The sequence below is a fragment of the Acetomicrobium sp. UBA5826 genome (assembly GCF_002433005.1).
In the GTDB taxonomy this organism is placed as follows: Bacteria; Synergistota; Synergistia; order Synergistales; family Acetomicrobiaceae; genus Acetomicrobium.
Map to the genome: position 1 here is coordinate 172,482 of NZ_DJHF01000017.1, position 22,799 is coordinate 195,280.

The following is a 22,799-nucleotide window of genomic DNA, read 5'->3' on the forward strand; positions in this document are numbered from 1 at the left end:
AGGGGAGGTTTCGTCAGTTTTTATTATTTCTTTGCCATCGCTATCAATTTGTTTAATTCTTTGACTAGTGGCTGTACATCGCTCTTCGTAGCCCTCTTTTTCAAAATCTCCTCAGGTGTCAACTTTTTGCCCCAGTATGCTATGTTGGCATTCTCGTCCGTATCAACGGATCCTCCGCTCAAGGAAACCCCTGCAAAAGCTCCCTTGGCGATCGAATAACTGTAAATTGAATTCGTTGCGGCGCCAGCTCTGCGACCAGCGGGACCAGCTGCCACGGAAACATCCGCACCCAGGTTAACATGTTCTTTTTTTAAAGCTTCCAGTCCGGCATCGTCCATTATAACTAATATCAAGCCCGTCGATTGAACCCCTATCTGAAGTCCTACGGATATGCCGCCAACACTTAAAAACGAAGGTCCGTACCATTGATTCGTATTCGGATCCCTCCTTAACATCAATCCCTCGCCGAATTCAGCTCCAAATACAAACCCAGCCTTTGTAACGTTAGGGAATATTGCAATACCTTTGCAGTCTTTAAGCAAGTCCGTCAATCCTTCTACATCGCTTTGCCTTCCCATTTCCTGCAGCAGTTCGGTCGATAAAGTTATCATCTGTTCGGGCGTCTTGGCCCAAGCACCAGAGCCCGCAAAAACTATGGAAAGCACTGACAACAAAACAACTGCAACAATTTTGAAGTTTTTATATTTGACTTCTACCATCACCTTACCTCCCTTTTAATTTTATTTATTTTTATTATACTACACGACAGCATCTTTATTTTCATGGTAACTACCTATCCGCATACCCGTCATATATCTGAGTTAAACAATCATATTTGCAAGTATTAATATAATGTTGTTTGATTTAAATGATAGCGATATACTAGAAATATATTATATATTAACCTTCCTAAAAAATACCCGTGAGTTGGTGCCAAAGCACTTGACTAGAATCGCATGATCATGATAAACTTTGTATTGGCTGCGTCATGTGTTTATTATAATAAATCGTTAGGAGGATTACGTAATGTTACGTGATCATGAATACACATTAGATAAAGAATTGAGACTAGATAAGAACGAAAATCCCTTTGAACTTCCTCCCTCTCCCAGGGAAGAGATGCGACAGATAATCTCTAAAATCGACCTAAATCGCTACCCCGATCCCCTTGCAAACAAATTGCGAAGCAAATTAAGCATGAAGCTAAATTTCCCCCAGGAAAGAATCGTCATTGGCAATGGAGGCGACGAAATACTTTCCATGTTGTTTATGGCCTATGTTAAGCCTGGCGATAAAGTACTTACTGCATATCCTTGCTTTTCAGAGTACAATCGCCTTTGTAAAATATTTGGAGCCGAGCAACATGTAGTTCCCATTAATTTTAACGACAAACATATCACCCTGGATGTGGAGCAAATTTTAGATGCTATAGCAAGAATATCTCCAAAACTAATACTGCTCGATAACCCACACAACCCGACAGGGACGTTCATAGATCCCGCACTTCTGATAAACATCGCAAAAATGTCACCCTGTCCCTTCGTGTTGGATGAAGCATACGTAGAATTCGCCTCCAGATCTTCTCTTGATGTTTTGAAGAAAAATTTTCCCTCCAATTTATGCATCTTAAGGACGCTGTCTAAGGCATGGGGACTGGCGGGATTAAGGGTTGGTTACTCCCTTTGTTCGAATGAAATTGCCAAGACATTGAATAAAATAAAAAGTCCTTTTAACGTTAACGTCATTTCACAGGAGATTGCCTGTATAATGCTAGATTACGACGAGTGGATGAAAAGCAGAGTTTACAGCATAAGATTTTTGCGCGACAAATTTATAGAAGAAGTTAATGAAATAGACTCCTTCTATGCATATCCCAGTCAGAGCAACTTTGTTCTTATACGGTCAGAGCTCGACAGGGACTATATAAAGGCTTTCCTGCGGGATAAAGGAATAAGGATAAATCTCCTGGACTTAGATATCGACAGCTTTACTTGGATGCGCGTTTCTATTGGAAAAGAGGAGGAATTGAATTATGTAATTCAAGCATTTCGTTCCATTGTACGACAACCAAATGCTGAATTTGTTATAGCTTAGATAATTCCCCCCTTGACAAATGCACGTTTAAAACTGTAGTATTTAATTCAGCAATGATAAGTCACACAGTAAAGTGTGAATCATCATGATATACGATAAAAAGGGGGGATAAAAGATGGCAGACAAATGGAAAGATCGGTTAACCGATCAACTCTGCAAAGCATTTTTGGCCTTGAAAAACGTCGATGAAATTTACAATTTCCTAGAGGATGCAGCAACAATTGGAGAAATCAGAGCCCTCGCCCAGAGGCTTGAAGTAGCTCGTTTGCTCGAAGAGGGATACACCTATCCTCAAATAGCACAACAGACAGGGGCGAGCACAGCCACCATAAGCCGTGTAAAGAAATTTCTGGAATATGGTGCCGATGGATACAAGTTGGTACTGGAGAGGCTCAAAAACTTCGAGGGCGATACGAGACCAGAATAGTTTGAAACTATATGATCTTGTGCGATAACAAATAAAGGGGACANNTGTCCCCTTTATTTGTTATCGCGTCTTCCACCGAGAAGCGCTACCTACATCCTAAGAAACTTCATCAACATATTTTCATGGACTTCCATGGCTCCGGTAGGACACATCTCGTGACAACACAGACACTTAACACACATTGCTCTGTCTATGCGAGGAAGGGGGTCCATTCTGATAGCTTTCCGAGGACAGACATCGGCGCAAATCCCGCACTTTACGCATTTCTCTTCCTGGAGGCGGGGAGATAATGCAACCCATCTATGCGTCCAACCTCTAAGCCATGTGGGCAAAAGCCTCAGAGACGAACTGCTTTTAATGAACCCCTTTGATTCAATCTCATCAGGTTCCACACCTATAATTTCTATTTCATCGACGGAAGATGGTCCAATTCCCCTTTTTGCCGCGATGTTCAGCAATGGTATGTTTAAGGGATTCTTATATCCCATAACCTTTGCCGCCACGAAATCCAAGGCAAGGGCGTTTTTAGATGCCATAATAAGGCCAACAAATTTGGGATGTCCGTGGGTAGGGCCGTTTCCCTCCATAGCATATATGGCATCTAATACGTTCAATTCAGGTGGCCTTGTTAAATATAGATCCACTATAGCGTTGCATAATTGATTTATAGACATGGAAAAGTGAGCTCTTTTCCTGGTGCTGGTATCAGCTATCCCAAAACAATTCTTCACGCATGCAGTAATCTCCGTTTCGGCATGTGTTTTCAGTTTGGCAACATTGATCACGAAAGGCGCCTCAAAATAGCGTTTCGAAACGGTAAGCTCTTTTAGTACCACGTTTTCGTCCCGTTTGAGAACGACAAATCCGCCATCGGACAATATAGTAGCAATAGCGTTATCGTCGATTTCAACGGCACTTGTCATTCCTGTCAGCCTTAAAAGTTCCTCTTTCCTGTCGGCATAGAGATGTCCCGGCGAGTCTGCAACTGCAATTTCCCCCAAATGCCCCTTTTTTCTGGCCACTTTAATCAGAGCCTGAACGATGGAAGGATGAGTCGTTATGGCTAAATCAGGTTTTTTGGGAGCGAGGAGGTTTACCTTTAAAAGCAGTTTTTCGAACAAAAATCGTGAGGGGATCCATTCCTCAATAGCATCCAATGTGAAATTTAAGGCCTCACACACCTCATCGAGTTCATAGGACGAAGCTCGTCGAAGAGCTACTTTATATTTTTTTGTCACCTTTTTTCTCCTCCAAGACAAAAAGGCATAAATTTCGAGCATTTAACGGACATATCGTGCACTTAGGTCTTCTTGAGACGCAGATATTTCTTCCGTGAGATATGATGTCCAAATGGGCCGACCAGTATAAATCCGCAGGTATAACCGATCCCATTATCTTCTGTGTCTCTTCAGGTGTGCTTTTAGGGCTTACCCAACCTATTCTTTTACAAAGTCGGTTGACATGTGTATCCACAGGAAAAGCCGGTATCCCAAGATCGAAGAGAAGGACACATGCAACGGTCTTCGGCCCCACGCCCGGAAGAGAGCTTAAAAAATTTATTATTTCTTCTTTTTTCATGCCCTTCAATGGCTTTAAAGAACAGCTTCCAAATCGCTCGGTTATAAGGCCTAGCACGCTTTTTATCCTCGACGCTTTTATATTAGATAAACCTGCCGGTTTGATGACCTCAGCAAGCTCGGTTTCTGCTGTCACTAACACATCCTCCCATCGAGGATAGCGTGACCTTAAAAGCTCGTATGCACGATCTCTATTCTTGTCGTTCGTATTCTGGGACAATATGGTTAATATCAATCCATCCAGGGGTTCGTCACTCGTCGTTTTAGCGGGCCGCAAGTGAGACCAAAGGCCCGCTAAAACATCGATCGCGTTAAGAACCCACTCTCTTAAAGACAGCTCTGTAAGATTGCGCTCTATTAACATTCGATCAGTACCGCCAGAACTATTTACGGCTCCTTGTAATTTCGTCATTCTTAATTGTTCTCGTTGTTTTCTTCCCTTTCCGTCTTTTGAAGGGCTTTTTTAAGCTTTGCAGCTTCTTCCATAAAAAATCTAAGTCTTTCTTTGGCCTTGCCGTGAACAGTTTCGTCGGGATATTTGCCCGACTCATCCGGAACGCCCGCAGGAACACCTGTCACAATTTCCAAACCCTCATCAACGGTATCAATTGCCCATATGTGGAATTTTCCCTCTTCTACAGCTTCTAACACTTCGTGATCCAACATCAGGTGTATCAAATTTTGTTTCGGAATCATAACACCCTGTTCGCCCGTCAATCCCCGCAACTTGCAATACCTAAAAAATCCTTCGATCTTTTCGTTAACTCCTCCAATAGGCTGAATGCTGCCAAATTGATCTACCGAACCCGTCACTGCAATGCCTTGTTTTAAGGGATAGCCCGAAAGGGACGACAGAAGACAATATAGCTCCGTAGAGGAAGCGCTATCCCCTTCGATTTCTTCGTAGGTCTGCTCAAAGGCAATCCTGGCAGTCAGGGTAAGCGGCATATCTTGGGCATATTTCTTGCCCAAATAACTGGAGAGAATTAACAGACCCTTATTGTGGATCGGGCCCGTCAATTTTACCTCTCTTTCGATATTGACGACGCCCTCATGCCCCATATAAATGTTTGAGGTTATTCTAACGGGATGACCAAAGGAATGTTCTCTCATATCTATCACGGTAAGACCGTTGATTTGCCCTACTCTCTCGCCATCGACTTCAACGCGAAGGATTCCATCCTCAAAGGCCCTGAACATACGGTCCTCTATTAAGCTGACACGATAGCGCATTTCTTTGATAGCTTTCTTGACATCCGAAGCTTCTACTAACTCTTTACCTTCGGCCCTAGCCCAAGCGGTCGCTTCAACCAAAACTTCCGTTATTTTATTCATCTGTGTGGTCATACGTTGTTTGTGATCCGCCAAACGAGATGCATATTCTATGACTTCACCCACTGCTTCTCTATCATAGGGAAGCAGGTTTTCCTGCTGCGTATATTCCGCTATAAATACGGCCATATCATATTCGGTATTCTCGTTTCTCGGCATATCTACATCGAAATCAGCTTTTATCTTAAAGAGCTCCGAAAACTCTTTGTCATACAAGCTCAATAAATAATATATCAAACGAGTGCCTACAATTACTACCTTTATGTTCAATGGAATAGGTTCCGGCCTTAGGGAGGATACGGGCAAAAAGCCTAATTGTTCTCCCAAGTTTTCGATCGTAAGCTTCTCATCCTTGAGGGCACGTTTTAAAGCATCATATGACAAATATTGCCTTAACAGCTCTTCGGCCTCCAGAACCAGATATCCGCCGTTAGCCCTATGAATCGCACCTGCAACTATCTTTCTGAAATCAGTATAAAGATAACCCTGTCTGCTCTCATATTCCACCTTGCCCATCAGGTTGTAGTAGGTCGGATTGGACTCTCTAATTACAGGAGCGCCATCTTCGGGATCATTGCTGACAAAAACATTAACCATGTATTTACCGAAATCAACTTCAATGTTTTCATCCCTGGCCGCCGCAACAAAAATGTTGAAGTTTTTTATAACGTCCTCTTCCATCGAGGCGATCCATTTCAAAAGTTTCTGGGATTTTCCGTATCTTTCCCTTAATTCGCTGAGAAAAGGACTTATAGCGCTTCGCGAAATATTTCTCTCTAATTCCTTAATCCTGTCCTTAAGGTTTTTTTCTAAGTCCCTTATCTTTCTTAGGGTCTCAAGGGTGTGCTGCGAAATCTTCTCAGATATTTCCTGAAGCCTTTTCTGTTCCTCCTCGGGGAGTGCTTCAAATTCCTCCTGTTGCATTTCCCTTTGAACTACCTTTCCATCCTCTTCGACTTTAACTAAGGGGATATTCACGAAACCCTGAGGAGTACGTTTTATAAGGAATCCGTTTTGTTGCGCTATATTTCGCAAACGATCCATTAATTCATTGACCTGTTCTTGAAATTCTTTTACCAATTGCGCCTTTGCATCCTCGTATTGGCTATCTTCAAAGGCTTTGCTCAAGGTTGACTTAAGCTCCTCTATCACTTCGGTCATGGTCTGAGCAAACCGCTTGCCCTGCCCTGCCGGCATATTGATGGCAATTGGGGAGCTTGGGTTTTCAAAATTGTGCATGTAAAGCCAGTCATCCGGCGCAGGTAACTTTTTTGCTTTGGCTTCTATCTGTCGCATAGCGTAGGTCATTCGTCCACTGCCCGGGTTGCCAACTACAAAAATATTAAACCCTTTTTTATTGAGCGATAGTCCAAAAGAAACCGCCTTTGCAGCACGCTCCTGCCCTATTAACCTTTTATCGCTAACCAATTCAGCGGTGGTTGAAAAAGAAAATTTCTCCATGGAAACCCTGGAGCGCAGCAATTCTTTCGGTACTCTTTTTTCTTCTAAAATTGATGACATTTATCTATACCTCCTTTGCTTCACTACAGCCGGCTATAATACCTCCACCAACTACAACGTCTCCGTCATAAAGGACGAGCGACTGCCCTGGCGCTACTCCCCAAAAAGGACTCTCCAAAGCCTTAACTGTAAACCCTTCTTCCCCACTATCCATCAATGCAACCGGTTTTGGCGTAGTTTTGTATCTGTGCTGAGCACTATATACTTTTCCAATTTCGAGCCCTTCCAGCCAATGGGGAGAGTAACATTTTACAAATCGTCTTTGCAAATCCTCTTTTCTTCCAACTATTAGGGCGTTTTCTGAAGCGTTAATTTCCGACACATACCATGGACCGTTTGGCAAGCCAAGACCCTCTCGCTGTCCGACGGTATAATATCCGACCCCTTTATGGCTGCCTAAAAACCCCCCTTGCAAAGATAAAATTGGCCCCTCTTTAACATCGATTCTCGAAGATAAAAAACCCCTTAAAGTTTCGTCACGCCTCAAAAAACATAAATCTGCGCTTTCTTCGACATCATCGAAGATATTCCCAAAAATCTCTCTGGCTTTCTTTTTCACTTCGGCCTTCGTCAGATCACCCAGCGGAAAGATTACACTGCTCAACCAATTTTTAGGGAGGCGGTAGAGCATGTAGCTTTGCTCTTTTTTGGGATCTCTGCCTCGGACGAGATGATAATTCGAATCATTTTTATAAATTTTAGCATAGTGTCCCGTAGCTATGAAATCGACATTATAGCAGTTGCGCAAATCGAACAATGTTTTAAATTTAACATTTGGATTGCAAAATACACAGGGATTAGGAGTTTTCCCATTGGAGTAAGATGTGATTAAGGGCACTATTACTTCACTGTTAAATTTCTCTCTTATATCAATTACATAAAAGGGCACTTTTAACAGTTCGCAAACTCTACGCGCCCTATCGACATCTTCTTCGTGACCATCGGACATCACTAAAAAACAGCCAACTACTTCATGCCCCTGTTTCACCAGCAAGGATAAAGCAAAGGAGCTGTCTATTCCACCGCTTATGGCAGTAATTATCCTCAATTTCCATGTCACACACCTTTTATCAATTTATATATTTGTAATACAAATGTAGGAATTAAAGCACCTATTAATACAATACCCCATTCACCTGCAGACAAAGGAACTATCTTCAATACTCTTTGAAATATAGGAATATAGGTTATGGCGACTTGAAGTAACATAGACGCCAGCACACCTAAAAAGAGATAAGGGTTTTTCAGCAGATCCGCTGGGTTTCTCAGTATACTTGATTCTCTAACGCTGAAGACGAAGAACAATTGAGTTAAAACTAAACTGTGAAAGCTGATCTCAGTAGCCTTCAAGCTAGAAAAGCCCAAATATTTTAGAGAATACAATGTGATGCCGAGAACGCCAAGAAACATTACAGACCCGAAAAAGCCTATCTTAATTTGGTGCGCCCTCGTGAGGATATCTTCGTCCTTTCTTTTAGGAAGCCTTTTCATCGTGTCTGCCTCGGGCGGATCCAAGGACAAAGCCAATGCCGGAATTACGTCTGTCACAAGATTTATCCATAATATCTGCAAAGGCAACAGTAAAGCAGGAAGCTTTAACAATATCCCGCCGAACACGACAAGCACTTCGCTTAAATTGCAGCAAAGCAGATAAATAACAGCTTTCCTTATATTGTCGAAAATTCTTCGACCCTCAGCTACCGCATTGACGATGGTAGCGAACCGATCGTCCTCGAGAATGATATCGGCGGCCTCTTTGCTTACTTCAGTGCCTTGAATGCCCATAGCTATGCCAACATCGGCTTGTTTTAAGGCTACTGCGTCGTTCACTCCGTCGCCGGTCATCGCTACTACTTCGCCTGCTTTTTGAAGACCCTTTACGATCTTAGATTTATGTTCCGGAAATACTCTAGCTATCACTGCTACCTCTCTCGCTCTCCTTGCGATCTCTTCTTCGTCCATCTCAGATATTTGTCTGCCATCAAGTGCTTCCAGGCCATGATCGTCCATAATGCCCACTTCTTTTGCTATGGCAACAGCTGTGGTAACGTGATCTCCAGTAACCATGATTACATGGATGCCTGCATCCCTACAGGAGGCGACGGCTTCTTTGACCTCTTCTCTGGGCGGATCCATTATCCCCACCACGCCCAAAAAGGCCAATTCATCAAGTGAACGTCCGAAGGCAAAGGCAAGGGTCCGCATCCCCATCTTGGCCAGCCTCTCCACATCATCCTTCCATTTGTCCCTAAGCGTGGAAGAAAGGGGCTTCAATGCATCATTTTCGTATATAAAACTACAATCCTGCAGCAAGCGTTCCGGAGCCCCCTTGACTGCAATACCATTGTCGTGGTATGTCGCCATCCTCATGACGGAAGAATCAAAGGGGTCTTCCTTTAGTCGTGGATATTCTCGCCTTATTTCGTTGGGATCAAACCCATTATCATAAGCCCATTTTAGCAAAGCCACTTCCATGGGGTCGCCAATTTGATTTTCGTGATTTATTGAAGCATTGTTACATAATACGGCCACTCTAAATAGAAGTTCTCTCGCTTTATCGCTTGCGATGAGCGATTCTCGAACCGTCATCTTGTTAAGAGTAATCGTTCCGGTTTTATCTGTACATATAACTGAAGTGCTTCCCAAGGTCTCTACGGAAGCAAGGTTTCGAACGAGGGCATTAAGCTTAGCCATACGATGGACGCCCAGGGCGAGAGTCATCGTCGCCACGAAGGGAAGACCCTCGGGAATAGCAGCAACTGCAAGGGCAATACCTATCTGAAACATAGCCAATAGCTCATTACCCTCGAGCACTCCTATGGCTACTATAAGAAATATGATAGCAAGTACGAGTTTAATGAGAAATTTGGTGAATTTGGCAAGGCGAGCTTCCAGGGGTATCTCTCTCTTTTCGACTTTTTGCAGCATAGTACTTATACGTCCGAGTTCCGTATGAAGACCGGTAGCGCATACCAACATTTTGCCATTACCTCTTACCACGGCCGTTCCCGTGTAAAGACAATTAATCCTATCCGGAAGCAATGTATCTTTGGGCAAAGTGTCAGTAGTTTTATCAACAGGTACGGATTCTCCCGTTAAAGTAGATTCGTCGACGGCCAATGAGAAAGCTTCTATTAATCTTCCATCGGCGGGAACGACATCGCCGGCTTCCAGCAAGACTACATCACCTGGGACCAGCTCTTGTGAAGGTAGCAACCCTATCTCCCCGTCGCGAATAACCTTAACTTGCCTTACAATCATCGATTTTAAAGCCTGAAGGGCCTGCTCGGCTCGATATTCAGTCAAAAAACCTATTACAGCATTGATCAATATGACTACAAGTATAGCCCCTGCATCCAGCCTTTCTCCCATAATGATACTGATACAAGCAGCTAAAGCTAAGACGTAAACCATCGGACTTTTGAACTGCCTCAAAAGAAACTTCCACCAGGGAACCTTCTCCTCCTCAGCCAATTCGTTGGGTCCAAAAATTTGAAGCCGTCTGGCGGCTTCATCTTGTGACAAGCCTCTTGCATCCGATAAGTTAAGTTTTGCGAAAAGTTCCTCCTCCGAAATGCAGTGAAAGTTTTTCAACTGACTGGCGCTATTCAACAAAGGCCCTCCCTCTTTATTAATATTCTATGCCCTTTCTGGCCAACATATTTTTTTGATAGGGATGTTTTATCTCCACCATCTCAGTAACTAAATCGGCTACTTCTATTATTTCCTTTGGTGCATATCTACCCGTCAAGACCACTTCAATTGAGGCAAGTTTCGCGCTGATTAAGTTTAGCACATCCGAAACCTTCAGCAAATCAAAATAGACTGCAACATTTATCTCGTCCAACACTACCAAATCGTATTTTGGATCGGTCAGACATCTCTCAGCTATCCCTAATCCCCGCCTGGCTTCTCTTAAATCGACTTCGGTATGTTCGCCCTTTTTAAAACATCTATCGCTACCGGTTCGAAAGAGCTCCACACCCGGAAGATAGCTCAATCCCTTAATTTCTCCGTAGAATGGCCATCCCTTCATAAACTGAACCATGGCCACCTTTCCTTCATGACCCACGCAACGCACTATTAAACCCATGGCTGAAGTGGTCTTTCCCTTACCGTTTCCTGTATAAACATGAATTAAACCCCTTTCAAACAAAGACAAGAATATCGCCTCCATTGAAACAAATTTACGATAGGATTACAATGCCTTTTGCAAGGAGGTATGTCAATAGATATGAAAAAAATTTTTCTCGTTAAAGGTGTCGTGCAGGGCGTTGGTTTCAGGCCCTTTTGCTCAAAATTAGCCAAGGAGCTAAAGTTGGGAGGAAGCGTTCAAAATAACTCTTCGGGCGTCTTAATAGAACTGCACGGCGACAGAAAAAGTATAGAATTATACGCAGAAAAGCTCGTGGATGAGGCTCCGCCTCTTGCAATGATTCAGTCAGTAGAGTCGATATACGAGGATGAAACCTCGACAGATCCTGAGGATTTCATAATAAGAGAAAGCGAAAAACAGGATATTCAGAAGGTCCTTATACCTCCGGATATAGCCACTTGTGAAGATTGCCTAAAGGAAATGAGAGATCCTAATGACAAAAGATATAGATATCCCTTTATAAATTGCACGAATTGCGGTCCGAGGTACACAATAATAAAAGAGCTTCCCTACGACAGAACAAAAACTACCATGGCATGCTTTCCAATGTGCGACGAATGTCGCAAAGAGTACTCCGATGTCTCGAACAGGCGTTATCACGCACAACCAAATGCATGCCCCAATTGTGGGCCAACTCTGTGGCTTTGCGATGCCAAAGGAGAAAAAATGGCCATAAACAACGATGCCGTTTTATTAGCGAGCAAATACCTGAGGGAAGGCAAGATATTGGCAATAAAAGGAATAGGCGGATATCATTTGGCCTGCGATCCCAGAAACGACAGAGCTGTTAAAGAACTTAGAATTCGCAAAAAAAGGCCTGACAAACCCTTTGCTTTAATGGCAAGAGATCTCGAAGCTGCAAAAAGTATAGTGCTAATAAACGAAAAAGCGATGAAATTACTGCTTTCTCCTCGAAGGCCAATTGTCGTATGTCCAAAAGGCAAAGACGACAATCTATCCAGATATGTAGCTCCAAATATAGATACCTATGGAATAATGTTGCCCTACACTCCAATTCATCATTTGCTCTTGGAGGAACAGGACCTTCTCATAATGACGAGTGCCAACATCTCCGACGAACCCTTAGTTGCAGGAAATAGAGAAGCTTTGGAAAAGCTTGGTCCGATAGCCGATTATTTTCTGATGCACAACAGAGATATTTACGTGAAAATCGACGATTCTGTAATCGCCATGGCTGGAATGACCCCGATTTTTACCAGGAGAGCACGTGGATATGTTCCCCAGCCTTATACTTCAAAAAAAGCGCTTCCACCTATATTTGGTGCCGGCGGCGAGATGAAATCGACCTTCTCTGTGACACATGATCATTACATATTCACAAGCCAATATCTCGGAGATTTAAAGGACATCTCAAGTATTGCTTTATATGAACATGTAATGGACATGTTCTTGTCTCTATACGAAATATCTCCTTCATATTTAGTATACGATAAACACCCACTATACCTGTCGACTCGAATAGCAAGTAATAAGCTGTCAAGCCTAAAATGTAAACTGTCCGTGCAGCATCATCATGCCCACCTGGCAGCCTGTCTTTGGGACAACGATTTCTCGGGAGAGGCAATAGGATTGATGCTTGACGGCACAGGCTTTGGTGATGACGAAAGTATATGGGGTGGCGAGATTTTGATCGGCAGTGCAAAATCTTTCTCCAGGGCAGGACATCTTTTGCAGGCTCCCCTTCCCGGAGGCGACAAGGCAGTTTTAGAGCCCTGGCGTTTTGCCCTTTCTTTGATGCTACAAACTTTTGAAAAAATGGAAGCCCTCCAAATTGCTCTCCAGCTTTGGCCAAAGGAACAGGACAAAATAAAGCTCATTGCTCAAAACGCTGATAAATATGTCAAAACTTCTTCTGCAGGGAGGCTCTTCGACGCTGCAGCCTCTATATTGGGCCTACGAAATAAAGTATCTTATGATGCTCAGGCCGCAATCGAGCTCGAGGCTATAGCAAAGGGAAAGGAATGCGCCCCCTTCGATACAATAGAAAAAGGAGATGCATTGCTTATTGACTGGCGTCCCGCAATTCGCTGGTTGATAGAAGGTATGAATAAAAAAAATAAAGCCCAGCTTGCAGCCGGGTTTCACGACGGACTCTCCAAGGTTTTAGTAAATGTCAGTACGAAACTTGCTGCGCAATCGGGAATACGACATGTAGCACTATCGGGAGGAGTCTGGCAAAACAGGAGGCTTTTAAACGTAACTTGTGCTCTGCTAAAAGAAGCAGGGTTAATACCCTTAATCCACAAGAGAACTTCGCCTAACGATGAATGCATATCGCTTGGCCAGGTCGCCGTTGGGCTTGCTCATTGGCAGTAAAAAACAGAGGGCGACAACCGTCGCCCTCTGTTTTTGCCTCGGATTTGAATGGGAATTCTTAAACGCGTTTTACATGCGCTGCTTGAGGTCCCTTAGCTCCATCAACAACTTCAAACTCTACCTTGTCACCCTCCTCAAGGGTTTTGAAACCCTTCATATCGATAGCTGAATAATGCACAAAGACGTCTTTACCATCCTCCGACGTAATGAAACCATAGCCCTTAGTTGCATTAAACCACTTGACAGTCCCTAACATTCTTTGCTCCTCCCAATTACAAAAATCAACCGCACTCAACGATGCGATGTTGTCATTAACTATAACAACATTTTACAGTTCCGTCAATAAAAAGTTACCCTTCAAAGCTAATAACTGATGTTTCAAATACCAAGATTTTCTTTTTCATTAAAGTAGTCACTCTACTCCATCCAATAATTGGGAGCTTCCTTGGTTACCACTACATCGTGGGGGTGACTTTCCTTAACCGATGCAGCTGTAATTCTGATGAATCTCGCCTTCTCCTGTAAGGACTTTATATCAGGAGCCCCAACATAACCCATTCCTGCTTTTAATCCGCCGACCAGCTGGTATATGAGCGCTGATAACGGACCTTTATAAGGCACTAAGCCTTCTATCCCCTCGGGAACCAGCTTTTCATCAGCCACTCCTTCCTGAAAATATCTGTCCCTGCTTTTTCCTTCTTTCATAGCTGCTAGGGAACCCATACCTCTATAACTTTTGAAAGACCTGCCGCGATAAATTACCTCTTCGCCGGGACTTTCCTCTGTCCCGGCGAATAGCGAGCCTATCATTACCACATCAGCTCCGGCAGCAATGGCTTTAGTGATATCACCAGAATATCTTACACCTCCGTCGGCTATTACTTTAACACCTTTGGGCTTTGCTATTTTCGAGGCATTCATAATTGCGGCTATTTGAGGTACACCTATTCCCGCTACAACACGAGTCGTGCAAATAGAACCAGGTCCCACTCCAACCTTGACTCCATCTGCACCTGCTTCTATCAAGGCCTGCGTTCCCTCAGAAGTGGCGACGTTTCCCCCTATGACGGGCAGGTCGTCATATCTTTCCTTAAGCTTGCGAATCGTTTCGAGAACAAGCTTCGAGTGTCCATGGGCAGTATCTACAACTATTGCATCTACTCCTGCAGCAACCAGCTGCTCGGCCCTGGCTATTGCCTCGGGGCCGACGCCTATGGCAGCTGCTACACGCAATCTGCCCTTCGTGTCTTTAGACGCATTAGGAAATTCCTTTACCTTGATTATATCCTTTATAGTTATGAGTCCCTTCAGATGACCTTCGCCGTCGACAATGGGTAATTTTTCCACCTTATGCTTCATTAAGATAGCCTTGGCATCTTCCAGCGTGGTCCCGATATGTGACACTATTAAATTTTCCTTGGTCATCACGTCCTTGATGGGCTGATCGTAATCTGTAATAAAGCGCAGATCCCTATTGGTGATTATTCCAACGAGCTTCATTTCGGCATCGACGATTGGCACGCCGGAAATATGGTAGTGTTCCATTAAAGCAACGGCGTCACGAAGGGTATCTTCCGGGTGCAAATAAAAAGGGTCAACTATTACGCCCGACTCGGAACGCTTAACCTTGTCGACCTCCTCAGCCTGGGCATCAGGCATCATGTTTCGATGTATTACGCCAATGCCACCCTCTCTCGCTATCGCAATGGCTAAACGGCCATCGGTCACTGTATCCATGGCGGCACTACATATGGGGATGTTAAGCCCAATCCGAGAAGTAAAGAAGCTTTTTACGCAAACTTGGGAAGGTATCACCTCGCTGTAGCTTGGTTCAAGTAAAACATCATCGAAGGTAAAGCCTTCGTATTCGACAAATCTTTCAGAAAGATCCATCGTTATAATCCTCCTTTAATTTTAATCTACTAATCTTGATATGACTTCCTCTTTGCCCAAGACTTCCATGATTAGCGGCAGAGGGGGGCCCGAAATTCTACCTGTAACGAAAATTCGCAACGGATGAAAAAATTCCCTGGCTTTCAAACCAAGCCTTTTCTGAAAAGCCCTGAGCTTATCCTCGATTTTAGCTTTATTCCAGTCATCTAATTTAGAAAGTTCCGCTTTTAAATCCCTCATCCAGGGAGGAACTGCTTCATGAACTTGAGGCCTGTGAAACAACCAATTTAGGCTTTCTAACAGCTCTACAATAGTGGCTTGACCCGATAAAGCTTCAGGGAGCAGCATAGCCAGCTCCTCGGTAGTAATCCTAACGGGCAAGCCGCCCTCACTGGTCATTTTTACGATTACATCTGCCAGCCATTTCAAATCCTTTCTTTTGATGGCTTCACTCCCCCACCATCTCAATCTTTCCTCGTCATGTATTGGAGAAGATCTCGATATTGAGGAAAGTTCAAATCGCTTAGCCATTTCGTTAAGATCAAACAGAAAATCCTCGCCTTCAACCGCCCAACTTAATGTTGCTAAATAAGCCCTCACCGCTTCCGGGAGATAGCCCCTTTGCCTAAGATCGTCGATACTTTCGGCCCCCTCCCTTTTGCTCAATTTCCTGCCTTCTCTGGAGAGTATCATTGGAATGTGAGCAAAGGATGGAGGTTGCCACGAAAGGGCCTTAAACAGGAGCAGTTGTCTTGTTGTATTCGGAAGGTGCTCGTCACCCCTAATTACATGGGTTATCTCCATAAAATGGTCGTCTACCACTGCAGCAAAAAGATAGGTGGGAATTCCATCGGAACGCATCACGATGAAATCTCCAACTTCGCTATAAGACAAAGCATAAGTACCGTGAACTTCGTCATGAAATTCTATCCTTCCATCCCTCTGCGGGACCTTGAAACGCCATGAGGGAACCCTTCCCTCCCTTTCTAGTATCTTTCGATCCTCTTCGGTAAGATTTCTGCATTTTCCGGAATATCTCGGGGGCATGCCCCTGGATAGCTGCTCTTTTCTTTCTGCTTCAAGCTCTTCTGGCGTACAATAACAGGGATATACGTAATCGGTTTCTTTAAGTTTTTTTAAAATTTCCAGGTATAAAGACAACCTTTCGCTCTGCCTGTATGGGAGGTGGGCTCCCCCCACATCCGGACCTTCGTCCCATTCCAATCCCAACCACTTTAAATCTCTTTTTATTGATTCTTCAAATTCAGGCGAAGAGCGGTCTCTGTCTGTATCTTCGATACGAAGCACGAATTTTCCATTCCATTTTTTGGCCCAAAGCCAATTAAATAGAGCTGTCCTTGCACCACCTATATGTAAATTCCCGGTAGGCGATGGGGCAAAACGTGTTCTGACGCTCATTACGCGAATGCTCCTTTCTGTTCTTTGGTTATTACTCCGGCAAGTGAAGAACCTCCATTCTTAATTTAGCAACACCTCTACGGGTTATGCCCAACAGTTCAGCGGCAAGCCTGGACACATCTATTATGCCGCTTTTAGCGCAACGATCGTTAATTCTAACAATTATACTCTTGTTGTTCTTCGGGTTATGAAGTTTCACTATGCTATTGAAGGGAAGATCATTTGAGGCAGCAGTCAGCTTCCAGTTATAAAAAATCTCTCCGCTGGCTGTTTTGTTTCCTTCCCACTTTGGGCCTCCATACCATGTAACCGTAACATAATCTTTATTTATAGCTGTATCGTGCAAACCGTAAAGAGCTTCGTAAACGTTTGACAGCCAGATCCCTACTAACAACTGCGGGGTGCTATTGTGATATTCAGCGATATCGGGAGTTACGGCAAAGATGTCTTTCCCGTTTTTGGAAGATATGACAAAAACATCCTCCTCGAGCTTGTTTATTTTAAAGTACAGACCTTTATTGTTTCTTTCAAAGAGTTTTTGGAGCTTTTCGTTGGACGAATATATCATATCAGCCATTTCTGCGGGCGCAGATGCAACTAACTTTCCATTAACGTATAATTTAACGGAGGTCCCCGCATTACTGACCCATGTATAGGGCTTTAGGGCAATGGCTCTTTTTGGCAACAGGAGGGAGCACAAAATGAGCAAGGCCAATAAAAAAGACCTTTTATTCAACACCTTTACCACTCCATCGCCCCCCTCATCGCAGCTACGGCATGACAACGCATGCAACGAGCTGTTCCTACGGCGCCCACTCCTTCACCGGACTTTATCTTCAAATTTACAATATCGTAGCGCCTATAGGTCAAAACCGACAAAGCCCTTTCGAGATTGGTTTTAAAAGTATCGACATAACATCCGAGTTTAGGCAGCTGTGCTTCCAATGTCACATCCAGAGAAATCAGGATCCAAGCTTTTTCGAACAATAGGTGTGCTATTTCCTCGAGAATTAGAAGGCTATTAGCGTTTTTGTACCGCTCATCGGAAGAAGGGTATAGACTCCCCAAATCCGGCTCTCCGGCAGCTCCCAACAAAGCATCGGCCACTGCATGAGAAATTACATCGCCGTCGGAGTGGCCATCCAACCCCAGAGGAGCACTGGGAATGAATTCCCCTGCAAGAATGAGTTTTCTCCAGGGGCGTAAAGGATGAATATCAAAGCCGTGGCCAACCTTAAGGGGGCTCATGCCCTCAACAATGTTATGACAAAGCTTGAAATCGCTTTCGTAAGTTATCTTCACGTTGCTCGGCTCGCCTTCGACAAAATTAATGTGACGTCCTGTCTTTATCCATGCTTCTGCTTCGTCAAATACGCCATCTCCTACCATCTCCATGACCGAGATCAACTCCCTTCTTGGAAAAGCCTGAGGTGTCTGTGTACACCAGAGGTTCTCCCTAGAGACTGGCACGATTTCTCCTCCTTCGGAAACCCTCTTTAACGAATCCCTCACGGGAATTAAGGGAATAACACCGGCTTCAGGAGATAGGGCCGATATAACTTTTTTGACCAAATTTGACGAAGCTAGGGGACGAGCTGCATCGTGAACGAGAACGTAATCGCCGTCGGAAGCTTTGACGCCTAAAATTGAAGACATGGCCCTTGTATCGCCGCCATTTATGGCCTTAAAAGGCATCTTATGAGCTTGTAAAACCTCTACATGAGAAGAAAAATCGTAGTCCTTTGGAAAAACTACGACCACTTCACAAATGAGGTTCATGTCGTAAAGTTTTCTCGCCAGCTTAACCCCCCATGCCCAGAGAGGAATGCCTCCTAAAAGCCTAAATTGCTTAAAAGGGGTGTTCATCCTGGCGCCTTTTCCGGCAGCCAGAATCACGAAAGAGCAATTTTTCAAATTCATCAGCCCGTCACTCGTCTCACTCTGCCGAATATCATTCTCCCGGCAGAGGTTTGTAATAATGACGTTATAACTACCTCAACCCTTTTTCCAATGTATTTTTCTCCATCTTCTACTACCAACATCGTCCCGTCGGTGAGATAAGCCACTCCCTGATTGGGTTCTTTTCCTTCTTTAATAACATCTACCTCAAGAGTTTCACCTGGTATCAAAACCGGTTTAAGCGCATTGGCCAGATCGTTAACATTTAAAACGTCAAGTCCCTGTATGCTTGCAATTTTGTTCAAATTATAATCCGTAGTAATTATCTTTGCCTTCAATTTTTTGGCCAGCTCGATCAAACCCTCATCAACAGTATCAACTTTCAGCTCTTTTAAAGGCTGTTCTAATATTTCGAGCTTGAAGTTGGGCAATTTTTGGAGTTCCTCAACAACTTCCATTCCCCTTCTCCCCTTTGCCCTCCTTAACGGATCCGTCGAATCTGCAATTGCTTGGAGTTCCAACAAAACAAACCCGGGAATGCACATAACGCCTTCTATAAATCCGACTCTTGCTATATCTAATATTCTGCCATCTATTAACGCGCTCGTATCAAGCAATTTAATGCTGTCATGGTTAAACTCATCGCGCATTTTTTTGCCCTTTAAATGAAGCCTGTCCCTTAGAAGTTCAAAGGACGACCACATGCTGATGATTTCATCTTTTCTTTTTAAAAAGAGGATCAAACCCACATAACCTAATACTACATTCAAGAGAATTGCCAAATAAAATCCCAAATTCGGGATTGAAGATAGGGGCATGGCCAATAGATTTGCTACAATCAAACCTATAATTAAGCCTAAAATTGCAACGAACAAATCCTGCCATGCGAAAGTCTGCAAAGATCTTTCGAATATGATGCCAATTCGGGCAATTCCGCGAACGAACAGGGGGGCAAGCAAATAGCCCAGAAGGGCGGGAATCATTATAACAAAGCCCCACATCGCCATGTCCCATATCAACGCACTTGTTGGCCACCAGGAACTGGATGATAGATATTGTGCCAGTTGATATCCTGCTATGACGCCCAATATGCTGAGAATAGTTCTAGCTATTATGTTGACAAGTCGTCCCATGCCTTCTTGCATATAAACGTACCTCCTCTTACTGTCTGCCTTCGCCTCTTTTGATGTATGTCCTTGCTTCAAGGGCGGCGTGCAGGGTCGTTCTATCAGCGAAACTTACACTACCACCGACAGGTAGGCCATACGATAATCTGCTAACTGTTACGGGCAGGGGCTCCATGATCTTAGATATCAAATTCATGGTTAACTCTCCTTCGACCTTGGGACTAAAGGCTAATATGACCTCCTTAACCTCTTCTTCAGAAACCCTTTTCACCAAGCGCTCTAAAACTTGAGGGGCTATTTCCTCATCGTCTAAAGGAGAATATAGCGATCCCAATACGAAGTAAAGTCCGTTATATATGCCCGCCTGTTCGATTGTAATGAGATCCTCGACCGATTCTACGATACATATGGTCGACTTATCCCTGAAGGGATCACAACATATAGAACATGGATCCTCATCGGTTATATTGCCACACCTGCTGCAGGGATGGAGCAAGGAATTGCATTTTGCAATACACTCAGCCAATGATTCGGAAAAGCTTTTGGGCTGCTGTAATAAAAATAGCACCATCCTCCTCGCGCTTTTCTCGCCAATTCCGGGAAATCTCTCAAATAGACGTATTAAATCCTCCAATGCCTTTGCCAAAGCCAATTAGGTCACCCGCTTCACAAAAACTACATGAGCCCCGGCATGCCAAAACCTGCGCCAAACTTGCTGAGCCTTTCGTTAGCCAACTCCTTGCTCTTTCGTTGAGCGTCATTGATGGCCGCCAATATCAAATCTTCCAGCATCTCTACGTCTTCGGGATCGACGACATCCGGTTCGATGGATATGGAAAGGAAATCGCCCTGTCCGTTGCACTTTACCTTTACCACTCCTCCTCCGCTTTCGCCTTCGACAACTTCCTTCGCGAGTTCCTCTTGAATCTTCATCATCTGCGCTTGCATTTTCTGGGCTTGTTTCATAATTTTGTCCATATTCACAACTAATTACCTCCTTTAAGTTCTCTTTTTTTCATCCAACTTTTCGTGACAAAGCGTTCTTGTCTTTCTCTTTCATTTAAGTAAAAAATTATCTGCCGCCTTTCCGCTTCAAGCTGTGGTATAAGGTTTTGTTCCATAGTGTTTATCTTCAAAAGCGTTTTTTTCAACTCCCTCTCAAGCGATCTCAATTTTACATGTAAATTTATATACTCCCAAAGCAGTTCTTTGGCCTCCGCCAGATCTTGTATCAGTAAATCCACATAAAGGGAAAATAACATGGGATCGTAAAGTTGTGAAGTTGCCGGGAACCCGCCACTGGGAAAAAATGAAGGGTATTTGCATCCCATCGCTTGATTAATGCTCCTATCAACCTTATTTAAGGGTATGCTTATTCCAAGGAGCGATATGGAAGCCTCTCCATCGTGCAATCTGGCCAATGCATAGGAAGAATATATTTTTGCACAACTTTTTAAAAATGTCTCCCTTACCTCTCTGAATTTCTTCCTGTCGCTTTCAATCATTTGCAAAAGGGCATCCCTTTTTTTCTCGAGGATCTCCTTCCCTTTTTTCATTGATGAAATTGTTCGTTTAAGCTCTAACAATTGATCCCTGGTCGGCGGCCTTCGGCTCATGCCTTTGTTCCCCTTTTAAGCATTACTTCATCTATGAGATTTACAGGCAATCGATGAAGTTCGTCTTTGGGCAAAGTCAGGAGACAATTCCATGCATGTTCCAATGTTTCATCCAGGCTTCGACGTCTCTCCCCCTGATTTACGAATTCAGATTCAAATTTCTCTCCGAAACTTAAATACGACATCTCCGTAGGCGTGAGTCCCTCTTCGCCAATAATGGTTTTCAGTCTGACAAGATCCTTAAAACGCCCATATGCTGCATAGAGCTGGTCGGATAGGGCGCGATGTTCCGGAACGGTCGAGCCCTCCCCTATACCCTTGTTCATTAACCTGCTCAAACTAGATAATACATCTATGGGAGGATATATCCCTTTGCCGTGAAGTTCTCTGTCCATGACGATTTGCCCTTCGGTTATATATCCTGTCAAATCCGGTACGGGGTGGGTCAAATCATCATCTGGCATTGTAACGATAGGTATTTGTGTAATGCTGCCTTTGATGCCTGATATACAACCTGCTCGCTCGTAAATGCTTGCTAAATCAGAATACATATAAGAAGGAAATCCCCTACGTCCCGGTATTTCTTCTCGTGCTGAACTTATCTCCCTTAGGGCTTCACAATAATGTAACATATCGGTCAGAACTACAAGGACATCGTATCCCTTCTCAAAAGCAAAATACTCTGCCACTGTCAAGGCCATTCTTGGGGTTAATATCCTCTCTATTGAAGGGTCTCCCGCCAGATTAAAGAAAAAAACGCCTCTATATATTGCACCGCTCTCACGAAAGGCTTCCCTAAAATAAGATGCTTCCCTTTGCGTTATACCCAAAGCAGCAAATACTACCATAAATGGCGACGAATCCGCAGAGGTCGCAGGCGTTCGAGCGTACTTTACTATCTGGGCCGCTAATTTATCGGCCGGTAATCCGCTCCCCGTAAAAATGGGAAGTTTTTGCCCTTTAACTAAGGTGTTCATCAAATCAATTGTCGATATCCCGGTCTCAATAAATTCATGGGGGCTTTTGCGACGCCAAGGATTTATCGCATTGCCCTGGATAGGGGCCCATTTTTCGATACATGATATAGGACCTTCTCCATCTATAGGCATTGCTCTGCCGTTCAATATGCGCCCCTGAAGAGCTATACCTAAAGGAATCTTTACGACATCCCTTTCTAGCCATACTACCGTATTATTTGGTGCTAGCCCCATCGTTTCACCAAAGACCTGGATGACGCATAGGTCATCGACAATTTGCAGTATTTGACCGTAATCTTCTCCAAAGTTGGACTCTATCTTTACTATTTCCCCTATACCGCCTCTCGCAACCTTGCTCACAAAAAGAAGGGGCCCTGCTATCTTTTCAACGGTCTTGTAACCTTCTTTTAAAAGCTTCATCGTC

At 43.8% G+C, this 22,799-nt stretch carries 20 protein-coding genes; 3 read left to right on the forward strand and 17 right to left on the reverse strand.

What is annotated here, in order from left to right:
- Positions 1 to 23: 23 nt before the first annotated feature.
- The gene (locus B3N34_RS05260; RefSeq protein WP_273003220.1) at positions 24 to 719 is read right to left on the reverse strand and encodes a lipid-binding SYLF domain-containing protein; all 696 of its coding nucleotides are present in this window, start codon (positions 717 to 719) and stop codon (positions 24 to 26) included.
- Between the two features lie 307 nt (positions 720 to 1,026).
- On the opposite strand from B3N34_RS05260, the gene B3N34_RS05265 reads away from it, so the two are divergent.
- Together B3N34_RS05265 and B3N34_RS05270 are read left to right on the forward strand one after the other, a co-directional pair.
- A complete protein-coding gene (locus tag B3N34_RS05265; RefSeq protein ID WP_286975536.1) occupies positions 1,027 to 2,094 on the forward strand; it encodes a pyridoxal phosphate-dependent aminotransferase in 1,068 nt (355 codons plus the stop codon).
- A 115-nt stretch (positions 2,095 to 2,209) separates the two neighbouring features.
- Positions 2,210 to 2,521 carry a YerC/YecD family TrpR-related protein gene (locus B3N34_RS05270; RefSeq protein ID WP_009201120.1) on the forward strand — a complete coding sequence of 104 codons (312 nt, stop codon included), beginning with the start codon at positions 2,210 to 2,212 and terminating at the stop codon, positions 2,519 to 2,521.
- An 89-nt stretch (positions 2,522 to 2,610) separates the two neighbouring features.
- On the opposite strand, the gene B3N34_RS05275 is transcribed toward B3N34_RS05270, so the two are convergent.
- From B3N34_RS05275 to cobO, 6 genes are read right to left on the reverse strand one after another with little or no spacing between them, the layout of a single operon-like run.
- Positions 2,611 to 3,759: a DUF362 domain-containing protein gene (locus tag B3N34_RS05275; protein ID WP_273003222.1), complete on the reverse strand. Its 1,149-nt coding sequence runs from the start codon at positions 3,757 to 3,759 to the stop codon at positions 2,611 to 2,613.
- Entirely contained in the window at positions 3,743 to 4,510 is a 768-nt protein-coding gene (locus B3N34_RS05280) for an endonuclease III domain-containing protein (RefSeq protein ID WP_273003223.1), read from the reverse strand. The genes B3N34_RS05275 and B3N34_RS05280 overlap by 17 nt, the downstream gene beginning before the upstream one ends.
- A gap of 2 nt (positions 4,511 to 4,512) precedes the next feature.
- The gene (locus B3N34_RS05285; RefSeq protein ID WP_273003224.1) at positions 4,513 to 6,951 is read right to left on the reverse strand and encodes a Lon protease family protein; all 2,439 of its coding nucleotides are present in this window, start codon (positions 6,949 to 6,951) and stop codon (positions 4,513 to 4,515) included.
- A gap of 4 nt (positions 6,952 to 6,955) precedes the next feature.
- A complete protein-coding gene (gene mnmA / locus B3N34_RS05290) occupies positions 6,956 to 7,999 on the reverse strand; it encodes a tRNA 2-thiouridine(34) synthase MnmA (protein WP_286975539.1) in 1,044 nt (347 codons plus the stop codon).
- 8 nt (positions 8,000 to 8,007) lie between these two features.
- The gene (locus B3N34_RS05295; RefSeq protein ID WP_286975541.1) at positions 8,008 to 10,563 is read right to left on the reverse strand and encodes a calcium-translocating P-type ATPase, PMCA-type; all 2,556 of its coding nucleotides are present in this window, start codon (positions 10,561 to 10,563) and stop codon (positions 8,008 to 8,010) included.
- Between the two features lie 19 nt (positions 10,564 to 10,582).
- Positions 10,583 to 11,113 carry a cob(I)yrinic acid a,c-diamide adenosyltransferase gene (cobO, locus tag B3N34_RS05300; RefSeq protein WP_273003227.1) on the reverse strand — a complete coding sequence of 177 codons (531 nt, stop codon included), beginning with the start codon at positions 11,111 to 11,113 and terminating at the stop codon, positions 10,583 to 10,585.
- A gap of 72 nt (positions 11,114 to 11,185) precedes the next feature.
- Between cobO and hypF the strand changes: the two genes are divergently transcribed.
- Positions 11,186 to 13,444, forward strand: coding sequence for a carbamoyltransferase HypF (gene hypF / locus B3N34_RS05305; RefSeq protein WP_286975542.1), 2,259 nt, complete (start codon positions 11,186 to 11,188; stop codon positions 13,442 to 13,444).
- 58 nt (positions 13,445 to 13,502) lie between these two features.
- Here hypF and B3N34_RS05310 read toward each other — a convergent pair whose 3' ends face one another.
- The 10 genes from B3N34_RS05310 to B3N34_RS05355 form a co-directional block, all read right to left on the reverse strand.
- A complete protein-coding gene (locus B3N34_RS05310; protein WP_213697860.1) occupies positions 13,503 to 13,700 on the reverse strand; it encodes a cold-shock protein in 198 nt (65 codons plus the stop codon).
- 161 nt (positions 13,701 to 13,861) lie between these two features.
- Positions 13,862 to 15,337 (reverse strand): IMP dehydrogenase, encoded by a 1,476-nt coding sequence (gene guaB, locus B3N34_RS05315; protein WP_286975545.1) that lies wholly within the window; start codon positions 15,335 to 15,337, stop codon positions 13,862 to 13,864.
- 21 nt (positions 15,338 to 15,358) lie between these two features.
- The gene (gene gltX / locus B3N34_RS05320) at positions 15,359 to 16,756 is read right to left on the reverse strand and encodes a glutamate--tRNA ligase (protein ID WP_286975548.1); all 1,398 of its coding nucleotides are present in this window, start codon (positions 16,754 to 16,756) and stop codon (positions 15,359 to 15,361) included.
- 31 nt (positions 16,757 to 16,787) lie between these two features.
- On the reverse strand, positions 16,788 to 17,504 hold the full coding sequence (locus B3N34_RS05325) for a septal ring lytic transglycosylase RlpA family protein (protein ID WP_213697857.1): 717 nt from the start codon (positions 17,502 to 17,504) through the stop codon (positions 16,788 to 16,790).
- Positions 17,498 to 18,676: a 2-C-methyl-D-erythritol 2,4-cyclodiphosphate synthase gene (ispF, locus tag B3N34_RS05330; protein WP_273003231.1), complete on the reverse strand. Its 1,179-nt coding sequence runs from the start codon at positions 18,674 to 18,676 to the stop codon at positions 17,498 to 17,500. Before ispF ends, B3N34_RS05325 begins: the two co-directional genes overlap by 7 nt.
- The gene (locus B3N34_RS05335; RefSeq protein ID WP_213697855.1) at positions 18,676 to 19,800 is read right to left on the reverse strand and encodes a PIN/TRAM domain-containing protein; all 1,125 of its coding nucleotides are present in this window, start codon (positions 19,798 to 19,800) and stop codon (positions 18,676 to 18,678) included. The genes ispF and B3N34_RS05335 overlap by 1 nt, the downstream gene beginning before the upstream one ends.
- Positions 19,801 to 19,816: 16 nt before the next feature.
- Complete coding sequence (gene recR / locus B3N34_RS05340) at positions 19,817 to 20,434, reverse strand: recombination mediator RecR (RefSeq protein ID WP_057940952.1); 618 nt, start codon at positions 20,432 to 20,434, stop codon at positions 19,817 to 19,819.
- 23 nt (positions 20,435 to 20,457) lie between these two features.
- Positions 20,458 to 20,760 carry a YbaB/EbfC family nucleoid-associated protein gene (locus B3N34_RS05345; protein ID WP_273003235.1) on the reverse strand — a complete coding sequence of 101 codons (303 nt, stop codon included), beginning with the start codon at positions 20,758 to 20,760 and terminating at the stop codon, positions 20,458 to 20,460.
- A gap of 8 nt (positions 20,761 to 20,768) precedes the next feature.
- Positions 20,769 to 21,398, reverse strand: a complete 630-nt coding sequence (locus B3N34_RS05350) for a V-type ATP synthase subunit D (RefSeq protein WP_213697852.1) — start codon at positions 21,396 to 21,398, stop codon at positions 20,769 to 20,771.
- Complete coding sequence (locus tag B3N34_RS05355) at positions 21,395 to 22,795, reverse strand: V-type ATP synthase subunit B (RefSeq protein ID WP_286975554.1); 1,401 nt, start codon at positions 22,793 to 22,795, stop codon at positions 21,395 to 21,397. The genes B3N34_RS05350 and B3N34_RS05355 overlap by 4 nt, the downstream gene beginning before the upstream one ends.
- Positions 22,796 to 22,799 lie beyond the last annotated feature (4 nt).